Annotated in this window: 12 protein-coding genes; 5 read left to right on the forward strand and 7 right to left on the reverse strand. The window is 59.5% G+C overall.

Translation table 11 applies throughout. The annotated features are described in order from the left end of the window. The first annotated feature begins 1 nt into the window (after window position 1). From ASD52_RS27165 to ASD52_RS27175, 3 genes are all read left to right on the forward strand, one after another. A complete protein-coding gene (locus tag ASD52_RS27165) occupies window positions 2-634 on the forward strand; it encodes a response regulator transcription factor (RefSeq protein WP_057226034.1) in 633 nt (210 codons plus the stop codon). 73 nt (window positions 635-707) lie between these two features. Then, on the forward strand, window positions 708-1,112 hold the full coding sequence (locus ASD52_RS27170) for a response regulator (RefSeq protein ID WP_057216750.1): 405 nt from the start codon (window positions 708-710) through the stop codon (window positions 1,110-1,112). Then, window positions 1,113-2,822 carry an arylsulfatase gene (locus tag ASD52_RS27175; RefSeq protein WP_244497523.1) on the forward strand — a complete coding sequence of 570 codons (1,710 nt, stop codon included), beginning with the start codon at window positions 1,113-1,115 and terminating at the stop codon, window positions 2,820-2,822. A 153-nt stretch (window positions 2,823-2,975) separates the two neighbouring features. Here ASD52_RS27175 and fabI read toward each other — a convergent pair whose 3' ends face one another. The 7 genes from fabI to ASD52_RS27210 all read right to left on the reverse strand — a co-directional run bounded on the left by fabI (window position 2,976) and on the right by ASD52_RS27210 (window position 13,581). Further along, on the reverse strand, window positions 2,976-3,761 hold the full coding sequence (gene fabI / locus ASD52_RS27180) for an enoyl-ACP reductase FabI (protein ID WP_057216745.1): 786 nt from the start codon (window positions 3,759-3,761) through the stop codon (window positions 2,976-2,978). 143 nt (window positions 3,762-3,904) lie between these two features. Beyond that, window positions 3,905-5,083 carry an acetate/propionate family kinase gene (locus ASD52_RS27185; protein WP_057226036.1) on the reverse strand — a complete coding sequence of 393 codons (1,179 nt, stop codon included), beginning with the start codon at window positions 5,081-5,083 and terminating at the stop codon, window positions 3,905-3,907. A gap of 3 nt (window positions 5,084-5,086) precedes the next feature. Then, window positions 5,087-6,043 (reverse strand): phosphate acetyltransferase, encoded by a 957-nt coding sequence (locus ASD52_RS27190; protein ID WP_057221143.1) that lies wholly within the window; start codon window positions 6,041-6,043, stop codon window positions 5,087-5,089. 10 nt (window positions 6,044-6,053) lie between these two features. Next, a complete protein-coding gene (locus ASD52_RS27195) occupies window positions 6,054-8,297 on the reverse strand; it encodes a DUF3141 domain-containing protein (protein WP_057226038.1) in 2,244 nt (747 codons plus the stop codon). A gap of 255 nt (window positions 8,298-8,552) precedes the next feature. After that, window positions 8,553-9,512, reverse strand: a complete 960-nt coding sequence (locus tag ASD52_RS27200) for a DUF2950 domain-containing protein (protein ID WP_025430439.1) — start codon at window positions 9,510-9,512, stop codon at window positions 8,553-8,555. 21 nt (window positions 9,513-9,533) lie between these two features. Continuing rightward, complete coding sequence (locus tag ASD52_RS27205; RefSeq protein WP_082571887.1) at window positions 9,534-10,919, reverse strand: DUF3300 domain-containing protein; 1,386 nt, start codon at window positions 10,917-10,919, stop codon at window positions 9,534-9,536. A 964-nt stretch (window positions 10,920-11,883) separates the two neighbouring features. Beyond that, entirely contained in the window at window positions 11,884-13,581 is a 1,698-nt protein-coding gene (locus ASD52_RS27210) for a SulP family inorganic anion transporter (RefSeq protein WP_057226337.1), read from the reverse strand. A 238-nt stretch (window positions 13,582-13,819) separates the two neighbouring features. Between ASD52_RS27210 and ASD52_RS27215 the strand changes: the two genes are divergently transcribed. Together ASD52_RS27215 and ASD52_RS27220 are read left to right on the forward strand one after the other, a co-directional pair. Further along, window positions 13,820-14,278, forward strand: coding sequence for a (2Fe-2S)-binding protein (locus ASD52_RS27215; protein WP_025430442.1), 459 nt, complete (start codon window positions 13,820-13,822; stop codon window positions 14,276-14,278). A 3-nt stretch (window positions 14,279-14,281) separates the two neighbouring features. Next, entirely contained in the window at window positions 14,282-16,435 is a 2,154-nt protein-coding gene (locus tag ASD52_RS27220) for a xanthine dehydrogenase family protein molybdopterin-binding subunit (protein WP_057226040.1), read from the forward strand. Window positions 16,436-16,448: the final 13 nt, after the last annotated feature.

The raw sequence follows: 16,448 nt of genomic DNA on the forward strand, positions 1-16,448 counted from the left end.
CATGGAACCAATCGTTCACATCGTCGATGATGATCGATCCTTCCGCACCGCAGTCGGGCGGCTGCTTTCGGCATCCGGGTACCGCGTGTCTCTCTATGAATCAGGCGATCAGTTTCTGGCGCAGTTTCCGCATGACGAACCTGGCTGTGTCCTCCTTGACCTTGATTTACCTGGGCTGAGCGGTCTGGAGCTACAGAACAGGGTCACTGAGCGAGCGCCGCTTCTGCCTGTCGTGTTTCTCACGGGACGTGGCAACGTCAAAGCCAGCGTTCAGGCGATGAAAGCGGGCGCCGAGGATTTCTTGGAAAAGCCGGCGCCCAGGGGGGCACTGCTGGAGGCCGTCGAGCGGGCGTTGCGCCGGTGCGAGACGCAGCGTGTCGAGCAGGATCGTATCCAAACCCTTAGGGCGCGCATTGCGCACCTGACACCACGTGAGTTCGAGGTTTTCGGCTTCATCGTCCGCGGCAAGCTCAACAAGCAGATCGCTCATGCTCTCGGCACATCCGAACGGACGGTCAAGGCGCACCGCCACAACGTCATGGAAAAGCTTGAAGCCCGGTCCCTGGCCGAGACCGTGTCGATCGCCGAGAGATTGCGCCTTTTCGATCCAGCCTCGGATGCGCTCCCACGATAACTTGGAACGCGGCGCTTCACCAAAGGTCAATAGCCAGCCTCCAATGTTGGTCCTACGTTCGTCGTGATCGGGGCTGCTCCTGTTCTTGGCTCCAGAAAGGCCTCAAGTGGAAAGCCCACAACGCACAGTGGCCGTTGTCGAGAACGACGCAAGCGTGCGCCGGAGCGTCGTGCGACTGTTGAACGCAAATGGTTTTGCAACCGAAGCATTTGCATCTGCCGAGGCCTTTTTAAGCCATGCCGACGCAAGTCAGTTTGGCTGTATCGTCCTCGATATTCATTTGGGTGGCATTTCAGGCATCGAACTATGGCACCGCTTAAAGGCATCGGGCAGCGAACTCCCGGTTATCTTCATCACCGCCGTTGAGGATGAGGCGCTTCACGTGGAGGCGGTCAAGGCGGGCTGCATCGCGTATCTACGCAAGCCGTTCCCCGCCGCCTTGTTGATCAATGCTGTCGACAGGGCATTGGGGCTTTGAATGCATTGCGATCCCGCTTCCCCGAAGGACAATAGGCAGGGTTCTGTTTTTGGCGCACAAACGAAACAGCGGATCGGGAGGCCAGCGGGCGATCATTTTGGAGCGGCGAGCAGACGCAGCGGTATTGAAAGATGTTCCCGTCCGCAGCAGGAGCACCCGGCGTCCGCCTGCCCGGATTTGGAAACAGTGGAGAGACGCAGCATGACTTGGCTCAAACTGTGGCCGTGGACGCGCGACGCACTTGCGATCGGAGCGTCTCTCATTGCTCAATCGTTGTTTGTCGGAGCGGCATTTGCGCAGCAATCGACGCCAAACATCCTGTTCATTCTGGCTGATAACATCGGCTATGGCGACATTGGCGCCTATGGCGGCGGGGAGCTGCGCGGCTCACCGACGCCGCGCATCGACCAACTTGCTGCGGAAGGGCTGCGGCTGACGCAGTTCCTAGTCGAGCCGTCTTGTACGCCATCGCGCGCCGCGTTGATGACAGGACGCTACTCCATACGGTCCGGGCTTTCGTTGGTGGCGGTGGCTGGCACATCTATCTCGCTGCCAGCCGACGAGATTACCATGGCAGAGATGCTACGCGACGCCGGCTACGCCACGGCGATCTTCGGCAAGTGGCACCTTGGCGGACAAATCTACAGTCAGCCGCAGAACCAGGGCTTCGACGAATTTTATGGAATCCCGCCCAGCGACACCTGGGACGCGTTCGGCATGATCCGCCAAGGTCTCCAGACCAAGTCCGTCGACATCTCGCTCGAAAATGGACCGCACATCGTTGAAGCTAAACGTGGAGAGCCGCTAACGCTGGTCAAACCCTACACGGAGGAAGTGCGTCGCGGGATCGACTGGGAACTGGTTGACCACGGCATCGATTTCATGACGCGCCAAAAGGCAGCAGGAAAGGCGTTCTTCCTGTATTTGCCGATCTCTCGCACGCACTTTCCCAATCTGCCTTCGAAGCGTTTCGAGGGAGCTTCACGCATCGGCCAGTTCGGGGACTCGCTGATGGAGGGCGATGCAATCGTCGGCACAGTACTCGATGCATTGAAAGCGCTTGGCCTTGAGGAAAACACGATTGTCGTTTTCGCATCCGACAATGGGCCAGACGGCCCTGGAGCGAGCCGGTTCGGCGCTGACATGCCCGACATGGGAACGACGGGCCCCTATCGTGGCGCGCTGGGCGATGTCAGCGAGGGCGCGATCCGCACCGCCGCCGTGATCCGCTGGCCGCAAATGATCAAGCCGCGCTCCTCCTATGCGATGTTCTCAATCATGGATTTCTTCCCGACCTTCGCACGTCTTGCTGGCGGCAAGGTCCCCAGCGATCGGCCAATCGACGGAATCGACCAAAGCGACCTGCTGCTCGGCAAGAATGACACCGGACGGCGAGAGCATCTGCTGACCTTCGTCGGGTCTGATCTCGTCGCCGTCCGCTGGAAGCAATTCCGGGCGTATTTCGTCGACGTAGGGCCTGGCCGCAGCGGCCCTGGCGGCATGATGCCAATGGGGGGAGTGGGATCCAGCGCCGCGCCGATGAATGGTTACCCAAAGGTGTTCAACGTCGAGTCGGACCCGCAGGAAGAGCACAATATCGGCGAAATGTACAACTGGGTTCTTGGGCCATTGCTGAAGGCAGTGGAGGAATACAAGACAACTCTGGTGCGGTCACCCAACCCGCCCGGTGCGAACATGACGAAGTTCTGAAAGCGCTGGCCGTCAGAGCCGAAGAAAGCTCAGCTTGAGCTGCCAATAACGACCGGAACCGGAATAACTATCCCCCGGCAACCCGCACCGCTTTGTTAAGGAGGCGCACCCGAAGCAAACACGCGGTACATACCCCACCTGCTCTCGGCTCGATCAATCAATGATGTGATAGCCGCCATCGACATAGAGCACCTGCCCTGTCATCAGGCGCGCGGCATCGTGGGCAAGAAAGGCGGTGGCGACACCTACGTCGTCAATACTGACGAGTTCGCGGGCTGGAGACTTCCGGATGGTCTTTTCCAGTAGTTCGTCGAATTCCGGAATGCCCGACGCAGCACGCGTCGCTACCGCTCCCGGCGAAATCGCGTGGACGCGAATTCCCTTCGGCCCGAGTTCTGCGGCAAGGTATCGAACAGCACTTTCGAGTGCCGCCTTCGCCACACCCATGATGTTGTAGTTCTCGACGACCATCTGCGAACCGTAATAGGTCATCGTGAACAGTGTGCCTCCGTTTTTCATCAACGGTTCGGCGAGGCGAGCCATGTGGATAAAAGACCAGCAAGAGATATCCATGGTCGTGAGAAAACCATCGCGCGGCACGTCGACGACCCGACCACCGAGCGTGTCCTTTGGCGAAAAGGCAATTGAGTGGACGACGAAATCGAGCTCACCCCAGGTCCTTTCAATCCGATCGAACACAGCTTCGATTTGCCCGGGAATGGCCAGATCCACCGGCATCAAGATCGACGCCCCGACCTCATGCGCGAGAGGCTCCACATAGGGCTTGGCCTTATCGTTCAGATAGGTGACGGCCAGCTCGGCACCAAAGGCGCGAAAGGCCCGCGCGCAACCCCATGCAATGGAACGATCGTTCGCGATACCGACAATCAGCCCCTTTTTCCCTTTGAGAAGCTCCGCTTTGACGACCGGGCTGGACATTGATTGCTGCTCCTGTGAGATCTGGTTTCAGGGCGTACTGCATGTTTCCTTAAATCCTATTCGATCTAAGGATAAAACATGCAGCCACTCAAAGTGCTACAGCGACCTTGGCGCGTCTAATAAGACGCGCGGCGCTGTAGTGGTCAGGGCCTGGTGATAAGCGCATGAACGTGGCGCGCGATCATCAACTCCTCATCCGTCGGCAAGACATAGAGCGCTACGCGGCTCGCCTGCGTCGATATACGGGTTTTACCCGCGTTGTTTGCTGCGTCATCAAGCTCAACCCCGAGCCAAGAAAGGCGCTCACTGATACGCGCGCGAATTGGCGCCGAATTCTCACCAACCCCGCCCGTGAAGACGAACGCGTCGAGACCTTCGAGGGCGGCGGCAAGCATGCCCACGCTGAGCGCGCAACGATGGACGAAATGATCGATCGCGAACGCGGCGCGCGGATCATCGCTAGCCAGAAGATCACGCATATCGCCGGAGATGCCTGAAAGACCTTTGAGACCAGACGCACGGTAAAGAAGATCTGTAACCTCTCCCGTTGTCATTCCTTTCTGATCGATCAAGTAGAGCACGACGCCCGGATCCATCTGCCCTGGCCTGGTGCCCATCGGCACACCATCAAGTGCTGTAAAGCCCATCGTCGTCTCGACGCTGCGCCCTGCCTTCATTGCGCACATGGAAGCGCCGCTGCCGAGATGAGCAACCACGACCCTTCCCTGGCCGACATCGGGCGCTAGGTTGCCGATCCGGTCTGCGATGTACTCGTAGGACAACCCGTGGAAGCCATATCTTCGTACACCTTCCTCGTAGAAAGCCATCGGCAAGGCGTAGCAGTCCGTATGAGGAGCATGGCCGCGGTGGAAAGCCGTGTCGAAACAGGCGACCTGCGGAACCAGCGGATTAATCTCCATGGCAAGCCGGATCGGCGCGAGGTTGTTCGGCTGATGCAAAGGTGCAAGTTCTTGGAACGTGGCGAGCTTATCGAGGATGTCGTGATCGAGCAGGATCGGTTGCGCATAGTTGGGTCCGCCATGGACGACGCGATGGCCAATAGCCCGCAGAACGAAGCCATCGAGCGATCGCAGCCAGTCACCTGCTTCAGCGATGGCAGCGGGCAGATCGCCCATCGCGGCCTGCTCGTAACTGCGATCGACGAGGACCTCGCCCGAAGCGGTCGCCGCACGCAAGCGGGGCCGCGCCCCGATCCCGTCGATCTGACCACGGATGCGCCGCTCCAACTCTTTGCCCACGATCTCGAAAATCTGGAACTTGAGGCTGGATGAGCCGGCGTTGACGACAAGGATCGCGTCCACGCTTCAAGCCGCCACTTGTGTAGAGCGACGGCGGGCCGTCGCGTAAAGGGTCGCAACTGCGCATGATGCCAGGCGACTGCGCACTGTGTCTGCCCGCGAGGTAAGAATAATGGGCACGCGCGCACCAAGCACGATCCCCGCGGCGTCCGCATGGGCGAGAAACGTCAGATTCTTGGCAAGCATGTTGCCGGCTTCAAGATCTGGCACGACGATGATCTGCGCCCTCCCGGCCACGGGCGAGTTGAGCCCTTTGATACGCGCGGCCTCCGGGCTTATCGCGTTGTCGAACGCAAGCGGGCCGTCGAGCAGGCCGCCGGTGATCTGACCGCGATCTGCCATCTTGCACAATGCCGCGGCATCAAGGGTCGAAGGGATCTTGGTCGTCACTGTCTCGACTGCTGACACGATCGCGACGCGGGGTTCGCCGAGGCCAATGGTGACCCAGAGGTCGATCGCGTTCTGCACGATGTCGCGCTTGACATCGAGGTCGGGAAAAATGTTGATCGCCGCATCGGTGATGAACAGCGTGTCCGCGTGACCAGGAACGTCCATCACGAACACATGGCTGATGCGGCGTTCCGTTCTAAGACCGGTGGCAGAAGCGGTTACTTCCCGCATCAATTCGTCAGTGTGCAGGCTACCCTTCATCAAGAGCTCGCCTTTCCCCTCGCGAATGAGTGCCACGGCTTTCGCCGCTGCGGCGTGGCTGTGTGGCGCATCGATAATCTCGCATGCCCTGAGATCAAGTTCGGCCTCGGCTGCGACTTTGCGGAGCTTCGCCTCGGGCCCAATCAGAACCGGAACAATCAGCCGGTGCTGGGCTGCTTCCAAGGCACCACGCAGTGAGGTCTCGTCGCAGGGATGCGCTACGATGGTGATTGCGGGAGGAACCCCTTGTGCAGCCGCAATCAGGCGGTCGTATTTTGATGGCTCCAGAGTTGTCGCGCTAGAGAAAGCCACTGATAATCTCCTACAATCTTGATCGCACGGCGCCGCGGTTGCGCGCGGCAGGTCTAACAGCCATCGGCGTCGGCTTGACGCCCACGCGCCCCTTATCCAGGCTGAAAAGCTCGGTGACGTGGGCAAAGCGCTCCGCCGCCGCTTCCGTTAACGCGCCGGAGGCCTCGAGCACGCCACGCAGGCTCTGCAATGCGGCCTGACGCTGTTCAAGCTCGTTCGGCAGCATCGCTGGAATGGCTGCTAGCGCTGCCGCCTCATCGACAAGCAGGATGTAGTATTGATCCCGAACCAGCGCCTTGAACTGTGAAAGGTTCAGCTGGCGAGCATCTCGATGGCCACGCCGAAGCACGCGAATGGCCTGAAAACCGCGTTCGTCGGCACCGCCACGGGCCACCCCCACGAACAGCAGCGATCGAACGAGAGCCTCCAGCGGACCACCAACGGATATTCTCTCCTTCAGCGCCGCAGTGCGAGCTTCGACAAGCGCGTTGATCAGCTTGCTCTTCGGCGCCTTGCGTGGTGGCAAATTTGACTTTGGATCGACGCCAAGGGCGGCCTGAAGCGCAGACGAGCCATAGATCGCACCGAAGGTTTGCTCGGCCAGCCGTTCCGTCATTTTACGCCAGGTCTCCAGCCCTTCGACGATTTGGCCGGAAACCTGCTCTTGGAGGGCGCTGAAAGGATTGTCCGTCCATGCGGGGCGACGGTCGGCGCGAACGCGCTCTGCTGCCTGGGGAACCCAATCGAGAAAAGGATTGGAGGGGCCGAAAATCTCGTAACCCAGGCGGAGGGGGTGAAGTCGTCGCATTGTCTCTGCCGATGAAGGGGTCACGGCAGCGCGCACCCAAGGTTGGGCAAACGCACGGTAAAGTGCAAGAGTGATCTCCGAAAGCTGAGCCGCCGCCGCAAATCGCTTCTCATCGTCAAGATCGTTACCGCCGAGAGCACGAATATCGTCGAGGGTCCGTGCCTCGCAACGCATGATCCACTCCCCGGTGACCAGTTCCGGATGATCGAGCGCATCTGCTTTCGGCTCGAGAACCGCTTCATAAAGGCCAGGTGGCAGCACATCGATCAGATCGATGTTTGACGCGAATTCATCATGCTCCTTACGAGCAACCCCGGCGGAGACAAAAATCCCCAGATGGCCGACGCTTTCGTGGACGACATAGACAATCGTCTGGCCGAGCGCGCGAATTTCATCGACGCTGTCGTAAATGTCGAGAATCCAGTCGAGGGCCTGCTGAGGCGGTGTTATGTTGTCCCCCTTGGAGCAGAAGACCACAATCGGCGAACGGATCGTGCGAAGGTCGATGGCCATGCCATCAGATGTGCGGATCTCCCCTGCTGCGAGCTTGTTGCCGACGAACAGGTCATCGACGATGAACTGCATTTCATCCGCCGTCAGAGTGACGTGTCCACCCCACCAACGCTCAAAACCGAGATAGCGTTCGGCTTCCGTATCCACCTTTGCGTAGAGATTATACTGCTTGGTCCACAGAGTGTTGGCTGGGTTCTGGTTCTCGAAATTCTGGACAAGCCAGGCGCCGTCGAATTTTCCCGCGCCAAGATCGCTGACCAATGCTGTCAGCCAACTTCCACCGAGAAGTCCTCCCGAATAACGCATCGGATTTTGCCCGTGGACACCCGCCCAGTAGGCAAGCGGTGAACCGGCGATGATAATAGGCCCGAAAAGCTCTGGCCTGAGCGCGGCCAGCATCATCACTGCCCATCCCGCTTGGCAGTTGCCGATGACGCAGGGCTTGCCATCCGCTTCCGGGTGGCGGGAAATGACCGTCTCCAGGAACTGCGCTTCCGCGTACAGGACCTTCTCGATCGTCTGTCCGGGCACTGGTTCCGGCAGGAAACCGACAAAATAGCAGGTATGACCGGCCTTCATGGCCACGCCGATTTCGCTGTCGGCCTTGAAGCCACCGATGCCTGGCCCATGCCCTGCCCGTGGATCCACAACGATGAATGGACGCTTGAGAGGATCTATCGTGCAGTCGGCGGGAGGTATGATGCGCACGAGAGCGTAGTTGACCGGCTCTTTCAGGGTCCTGCCGTCCAGGATGAGCTCGGCTTCATAGTCCAGCACATGAGGCGCGCTGCGTGCAGCGTGTTCCTCATATTGCTCGCCGCGCCTGCGCATTACATCAAGGAACAGGACCCACCGTTGCCACGCATCCACGGAGTACTCCGTCAATGCATTGCCAGGCATGGGTAAGGCCGGAAGACTGGAAAGCTTGGACATCGCACCCACTCCGTTAGACGGTTCAAGGGATTAGTTCTTGACGCTGCCAGTAACGACTGCCTGCTGTCGTGACCGATGCCCTGCGGGGCTCACGCGCAAGGGCGAGGTTTTTGTGCAGTCAGAAGAAATTGCAGCATACCGCTCGATCGTGTCACTGGTGTAACCTTATAGGGCCACCATCCGTTAGCAACGTTGATTTCGATCAAACGGCCGCCTATGCGACAGACCGGAAGAACATCCTCGCGTTTCTGGCAACTAATCCAGGACGACACTCCACTTGTCATCCGGATTGAAGCGGTCGATAAACGGCACGATCGCTTCGGTGCTCGTACCCAAATCCGCTTCATAGACAATGCCCTGTTGGTTGACGACGAAAGTCTTCACACCGGTTTCAGCATATTTCACCGGCCAGGCGATCAACCCGAAGCCTCCGATCATATTGTCATTGATGATGAAGTCGTATTTCCCGCCGGCAATATTATCGCCTTGTGACGTCAGAATGCGGAAGCGATAGCCGAAATAACCCTCTCCAGCCTTCGCCTTCTCCAGAGCTGCTTCGCTGATCTCGTCGCCGACCGGGCTCTCACCATCGCCCTGCTCGGCCGGCCAGTACAATCCATCGGTCTGGCCTGGGCTGCTGATCAGCTTCTGGGCATATTCGAGCACGCCGTCGGCGTCGCGGTCCTGCGAGGCATAATCCTTCTGTGCTTCGACATAGGCGCGCACGGTCTCTATCGCCTCAAGTTCGTTCTCCCCGACGCGGCGGTTCACGATCTCCTCAAGCCCGACATAGGTGTCGAAAGCCCACTTGCCGTCCCGACCCTTTGTGATCGGAAACGGCAGCGGCCAGAGCCGATCACCGATTTCGAGAATCTTGCTTTCGCCGAGGTCGCGCACCACGACATTGCGTGCCACACCTTCGCGAATAAGCGCGAAGGTTTCCATCGTCCCTTCGCCCGTTTTCAGCTTTGCGGCGTCAAGGCCCAGAAGCTTTGCAAGACCATCGAGGTCGTTGGCGGCGAGCGCCGACTTGAACATTTCCACCGCCTTGGCCGGGTCGTCGAACAGCGGCGGATCCTCCGCCGCGGCATAGTTCTCGATGTCGCCGGCGTCTGGCACCGCCTGGGCACGGGCCCCGTCGACAGCGAGCGGAAATGCAGCAACGGAGAAGGAAATGGCCGATGCCAGAAGAAGAGTCTGAGAAAGCTTGCTCATGATCGTGCTCCTGTCGCTCCGTTAACGCCTGCCACCGCCACGGCCGCCACCGCCACCGCCACGGCCCCCGCCACCCGATGGCCTTCCACCGCCACTTCTCATCTGAGGCCGCCCGCCGCCGCGATGACCGCCGCCCATACTCTGTCCGCCACGCTTCGAAGAGGCGACCTCGCGACGACCCGAGTTGACGTTGCCGAGGCCGGACGGCTTCTTGGGCCGGTTCTGTGCCTTTGCGGCCATCTTCTTCTTGCCGGCGGGTCGGTTTACCTGCGAGGGCTTGTTGCCTTTGGGCCTGTTCACGCTGGGCTTCGAGCCGCCTGGCCTGGCCTTCGCTACCGCCTGACCGCCGCCTGGGCGTGCCGCTGGTCGCTGCTGCGCCTTCAGCCCATCGAGCGTGCTCTTGCGCACGTCGTTGAGCTGACCGCCACCTGCACCGCCCGGTCGCGCCTGCGGCCGGTCGCGATTGATCTCGGCGGCGCGGTTACGAATGTTGTTGTTGCCGTTGGCCTTGATGTTGTTCTTGATGTTGGTGCGATCAAACTTCTGCAACTGATTGCGGTCGAAGTTGATCTTGCTGCGATCGACATTCTTCCAGTCGACGTCGTTCCATTTCATCTTGCCGTCGAAGTCGATGTTGTTGAAACAGTTATTGCAATCGACATCGATGTCGCCGCCCCAATTGCCACCCCAGACGCCCCAGTCATCCCAGTCGACGATGGCCGCGAAGGCCGCGCCGGTGACTGCTCCGGCGAAAAAGGCGGCGCCCGGGTACCAATAGGCAGGATAGGGGTCGTCATAATAGCCGATCGGTACCGGCGCATAATCGGGCTGGTAGAGCATTTCCGGCGCATACTGCGGCACATAGATCGTTTCGGGATTTGCCGACTGGATGATGACGTTGTCACCCTCCTCGACGACTTTAATCTTGTCGTCGGTCTTGATTATATCCTTAGCAACGGCTTCGTCACGCAGCTGCTGTATCGCTATGAGAACATCTTTCTGTTGGTTGGCGATCGCCTCGCCGAAGCTTTGCGTCCACTCGAGGTCGGTGCTCATCATCTTGACGATCTCGGGATAGTTGAGCAGCGAAACGATGCTGCCGTCCCAGCTTTCCTTCGGCTTCAGATCGCGATTTTTTGAACTCTCCTGAAGAAAACGTTCGGCCTCGACCACCTGCAAAGGATAGAGCGATGCAGCGGAGATGAGCGCGACCAACTCGTCGGGATAAAGCGCGATCCGGGCAACGAGGATCTCGAGCTCATCGTCGCTTAGCGGTTCTGGAGCCGCCTCCGCCGGCGTGGAAGGCGCTGTGGCGGTCTGCTGGGCCAGCACAACCCCAGAGGGCACAAGCATCGACAAAACGATCACCGTCGCGCGGAAAAACGTAAACAGCCGCTCAATCGCCATTTCTTCCTCCAAAAGAGGCCGGAAGGCCTCTTGCTCAAAACACTTGCGGGCGCAGGATCAACGCACCCGTTTCTGAACCGGGTCCCGATCGAGCACTTGAAGCTGTCGTCCCCATAACGGATGCTGTGGCGAGGCAATGTTGCGCGCACCCCAGAATCCGAACTTGATAGAGCGTTTCAACACTAGAGTAGACACGCGCCAATGAGCTCGTGTGCCATTTATATAGCTGCGATTTATGTCGGCGTCCTTCGCCGTCATTACCAGAACAGTTGTCTGCCAAAGATAAAGGACAGGTATGTGAGCCTTGCGGTAGAATAAACTAGCACAGAGATCAGAATAGTCCATTTTCAATTCATTACGTTCAGTTTTTTCCACTCACTGACTTTTGATTGCCGCCTAGCGTTCGCTGGTCCGTCCGAAGTACGGACCGCAAAGACACCGCCACGCCATCTGCCAGGGCGGCGGGTCGCCCCCATTGTTTTTGCTCCGGGGTCGTTTTGTGATGGCGAGCCTTGCCGGGCGAGCGACACAACAATCGACCTCACCCCATTGATCGACTTCTTCTTGGCGTTCGAGCAACGCCGCAATACATTTCGCGGCTTCTCCGATGAAATTCGGCCTATTATTTGCGTAGCGCAGTTAACTTCCCTGAAAACTGTTGTGTAGATTTGCAAATACGGTACGAATGCACCCTGAAAATGTTGATTTGCGCATCATACAAATAAGTCTTAACGTATTGTTCGAAACCTCAGTGTGGAGGAGGACGACTTTGCCTAATATCTCCCTGGTTATCGCAATGCTGGCGCTTATGGCGATCTCGGGCTGTGCAACGAGTGGAGGAGGCAATACCACCTACGCTCAATGGCAGGGTTCTTACCCCGATCCAAGCTTCGCCGCGATCCGGTCAGGCGGCGTCAATCCGGGGTATTAACGATGTCGTTGAATGGCGAGGAGCCGTAGCCTTCTAGGCTGCGGTCTTGGCGTTGCCAGCTTCGAAAGCGGCGATCGCGTCCTCCAGGTCGTCGAAGATCATGCCGTTGCCGATCTTGTCGATGACGCCCGAGCGCAGCAAGGTTTCTCGAGGTTCGCTATGGAGCTCGACAATGCCGAACTTCAAGCCGCGCGCCTCGACGAAATCCCGCAGATCATCGAGCATCGCCGCTGCGGTGCTGTCGATCTGCGCTGCCGCGCCAGCATCAAAAATGAACCATCGCGTATCGGCAGGCAGGTTCTTGACGATCTCTTCCACGCGGCCGCGCACATGGTCGGCATTGAAAAACAACAGACTGCCTTGCAGAAGATAGATGGCAACGCCAGGGATCGGTCTTCCGTCCTTGTAGCGATGCAGCTTGTAGAAGCCTTCACGTCCGGGAATGCGGCCAAGAAGCGCATCGCGCGGCTTCAGCCCCTTCATCAGGATGTAGAGCAACGTCGCTCCGATAGCGAAAATCACGCCATGCAGCACCCCAAGGGTCAACACGCCGGCGATGCTGATGAGCGCGAAGACGAATTCGATCGGGCTGATGCGCCACAATTCTCGTAGAGCGCGCAGATCGATAAGGCCGATGGCTGCAGACGCCAGGATGGCGCCGAGCGCGGGGGTCGGCAGCAAGGATAGAGCGCCGGTGAGAAACAGCACCGTCAACGCCAGGGCGATAGCCGAGAAAATACCGGCCAGTTGAGTCTTGCCGCCCATGGAATCATTTATAGCCGTGCGCGAATCCGATGCCGTGACGGCAAAGCCCCCGAACAACCCGGAGGCGATGTTTGCTGCGCCGAAGCCCAGCAGTTCTCGGTTGGCGTCGACCGGATATTTGTTCTTCGCACCGAAACTGCGAGCCGTCACGATGCCCGCGCCGAAACTGACGATCAACACGGCGACAGCGCCCAAAAAGAGATCGCCGAGTGAGACCCCGGTGGTGATAGGTAGCATCGGCGTCGGCAGGCGCGACGGGATCTCGCCGACCACACGAATGCCCGCGGCGGAAAAATTGAAGGCGGCCGACATGGCCGTTGCAATCGCCACGGCCACCAGAGGTCCAGGAATGCCGGGTCGCCAGGCGTTGAGCAAACGCAGGAGGATGAAAAGGCCAACGCCGAGGGTGAGCGACGGCCAATGAATCTGGTCGGCCTTGTCCAACAGTTCCATGATCGGTCGAAGCACGCCTTCGCTTTCGATCTTCACGCCCGTCAGGCGCCCGATCTGGCCTATCAGGATCGATAGGGAGATACCGGTCATGAAGCCCGTGAGGATCGGCCGCGATAGAAAGTTTGCGATGAAGCCTAGCCGTAAAGCATTGGCGGCAAAGCACAGACCACCGACGATGACGGCGATTGCTGCGGTCGCGACGAGCCGATCTTCTGCGGTCGGAAGATTGAGCGACAATAGCACGGCGGCCAGCACCGTAACCGTTCCGGCGTCTGGACCGACGATGAGTTGTCGCGAAGATCCGAGGAGAGCGTAGCCCAGAAGCGGCAATATGCTGGAATAAAGGCCCACCTCCGGCGGCAACCCGGCAATGGCCGGATAGGCGATGGCGCTCGGCAACCCGACCGCTGCAATCGCTAGACCCGACGTCAGATCATAGCGAAGCCACTCGGCGCGGTACTCTTTCAAACTCGCGATTAACGGCAAGGTCGGCATGGCCCAATTATACCTCATGATCGGATCTTCGCCATCGCTCATGGCAGGATCCCCTACAGCAACCATCGGAACGGACCCGGTGGATCGCCCAACCCGCTGGTCGTCACGTCACAGGCAATTGATTTGATCAACCGATACCTGTCCGGTTGACTGGCTTAATCGCCTATTTTGCCCAGTCTCTTTCCATCCTCAACTGGTGCCATAAGTCTGTGGTTATGAGCCTGCCCCAGCGGCTCCATGAGAAGGATGCATGGACATGGTTACTTTCACGCTCAATGGTAAAAATCGGACGTTCGACGGCGACCCCGATACGCCTCTCCTTTGGGTGATCCGAGATTTCGAAAAGCTGACCGGCACAAAATACGGATGCGGCATCGCGCAATGCGGCGCCTGTACGGTGCATCTGGACGGCATGCCGCGACGGTCCTGCATCACACCGATTGCCATGATCGATGGTTCCGACGTGGTAACGATCGAGGGCATTGCCGGCAAGGAAGCCGAGGCTGTCCAGACGGCATGGGCGGGGCTGGATGTGCCGCAATGCGGCTACTGCCAGTCCGGCCAGATCATGTCGGCGGTGGCGCTGCTGCAGATGGTGCCCAAGCCGACGGACGACGAGATCGATGGCGCCATGACCGGCAATCTCTGTCGGTGCGCCACCTATCATCGCATTCGAGCAGCGATCCACAACGCTGCCAATTCGATGGAGGGCTGAGCAATGACGATCCATGACATCAAAACCAGCCGTCGTGGCTTCCTCGCCGGCACCGGCCTGATCATTGGCGTGGCGATCGCGCCGAAATTCCTCTCGGCGGCACAGACCGGGGTGCCGGCCGGCGGGAGCGGCGAACTCCGGCCGCTGAACGCCTTCGTCAAGATCGGTACGGATGACACCGTCACCGTGCTTTCCAAGCACATCGAGTTCGGCCAGGGGCCTTTCACCGGCCTTGCCACCCTGGTTGCCGAAGAACTCGATGCGGACTGGAGCCAGATGCGCGCCGTCCACTCGCCGACTGACAACAAGATCTACGCCAATCTCGCTTTCGGCCTGCAGGGCACCGGCGGGTCGAGTTCGATTGCCAACGCCTACGAGCAGATGCGCAAGGCCGGCGCTACCGCAAGGGCCATGCTGGTTGCTGCGGCTGCCGAAGAATGGAAGGTACCGGTCGCCGAAATCACCGTCGAGAAGGGCCGCGTAAAGCATGCGTCTTCCGGCAAGGAGAGCGGCTTCGGCGCGCTAGCGGACAGTGCCGCACGGCAAACTCCGCCTGCAGATGTCAAACTCAAGGATCCGAAGGACTTCGTGTTGATCGGAACCGAGCTGCCGAAGCTCGACACCCAGGGCAAGATCAACGGAACGGCGATTTTCACGCTCGATATCACGCCGGACAATCTGCTGGTTGCCGTGGTCGCCCACCCGAAGCATTTCGGCGCCACCGTGAAAACTTTCGATGACAGCGAGGCACGCAAGGTCATGGGTGTGGTCGATGTCAAACAGATCCCTCAAGGCGTCGCGGTCTACGCGGACAACACGTTCGCGGCACTGAAGGGCCGCGATGCACTCAGGGTCGAATGGGATCTTGCAAAGGCGGAAACCCGCTCATCGCAGGAGCTCGCTGCCGAATACATCAGACACTTTAACGAGCCGGGCCTCGAGGCGGCGAATACCGGGAATGTCGACGAGGCTTTCCGGAAAGAAGGCCTCCAGACGGTCGAGGCGGAGATCGTTTTCCCGTTTCTCGCACACGCCCCGATGGAGCCGCTCGACGCGGTTTTCATCAAGGCCGCCGACGGCTCCGTCGACATTTACAACGGTGCGCAGTTCCCGGGCTTCGACCAGCAGGTGGCGGCCAAGATTCTCGGCCTCGACGAAAAGAAAGTCCGCGTGAATACCCAGCTCGCCGGCGGCAGCTTCGGCCGTAAGGCGCAATTCGGCTCGCCCTATATGCAGGAGGCGGCAACAACCTGTGCTGCAATCGGCGGCGATCGACCACTCAAGCACATGTGGACGCGCGAGGACGACATCCAGGGCGGCTTCTATCGGCCGATGTATGCCCACAAGATGCGTGGGGCGATCGATGCCGAGGGCCGTATCACAGCCTGGGAACAGATCATCGTCGGACAGTCGATCATGGCCAAGGCGGACCTGGATCCGACATCGGTGGAGGGCGCATCCAACCTTCCCTATCAGATCCCCAATCTCAAGGTCACGTCACACAACATCGTGCTTCCGATCCCGCCTTTGTGGTGGCGCTCGGTCGGCCACACCCATACCGGCTTTGCGGTCGAAACCTTTGTCGACGAACTGCTGGCCCGCGTCGGTCGGGACCCGGTCGAAGGACGGCTTGCGCTGCTTGACAAGGGGTCGCGTCACGCCGGCGTCCTGCGCAAGGCAGCGGAAATGGCAGACTGGGGATCAACACCTCCTGACGGGCGCGCCCGTGGTGTCGCCGTCGTCGAAAGCTTCGGCTCGTTCGTCGGTCAGGTCGCGGAAGTTTCGGTCGGCTCCGATGGCGCCCCGCGTGTCCATAAAGTCTGGTGTGCGGTCGATTGCGGCGTCGCGGTCAATCCCAACATCATCAAGGCACAGATGGAGGGCGGCATCGGCTATGGGCTCGGTGCCGTTCTGTTCGACGCCGTTACCCTCGGCCAAGGCGGACGGATCGTGCAGTCGAATTTCCACGACTACCGCTCGATCCGCATCAATGAAATGCCCGATGTGGCAGTGGAGATCATCAAATCTGCGGAAAAACCGACTGGCGTCGGCGAGCCCGGCGTGCCGCCCATAGGGCCGGCGGTCGCCAATGCGTGGCGAAAGCTGACCGGCACCCCCGTGCGGCAGCTTCCCATCGTCAGTCTCATCTCATCGTGAGGGATATCGTCAG

Origin of the sequence: Ensifer sp. Root142, from assembly GCF_001426785.1 — a bacterium.
Lineage (GTDB): Bacteria > Pseudomonadota > Alphaproteobacteria > Rhizobiales > Rhizobiaceae > Ensifer > Ensifer canadensis.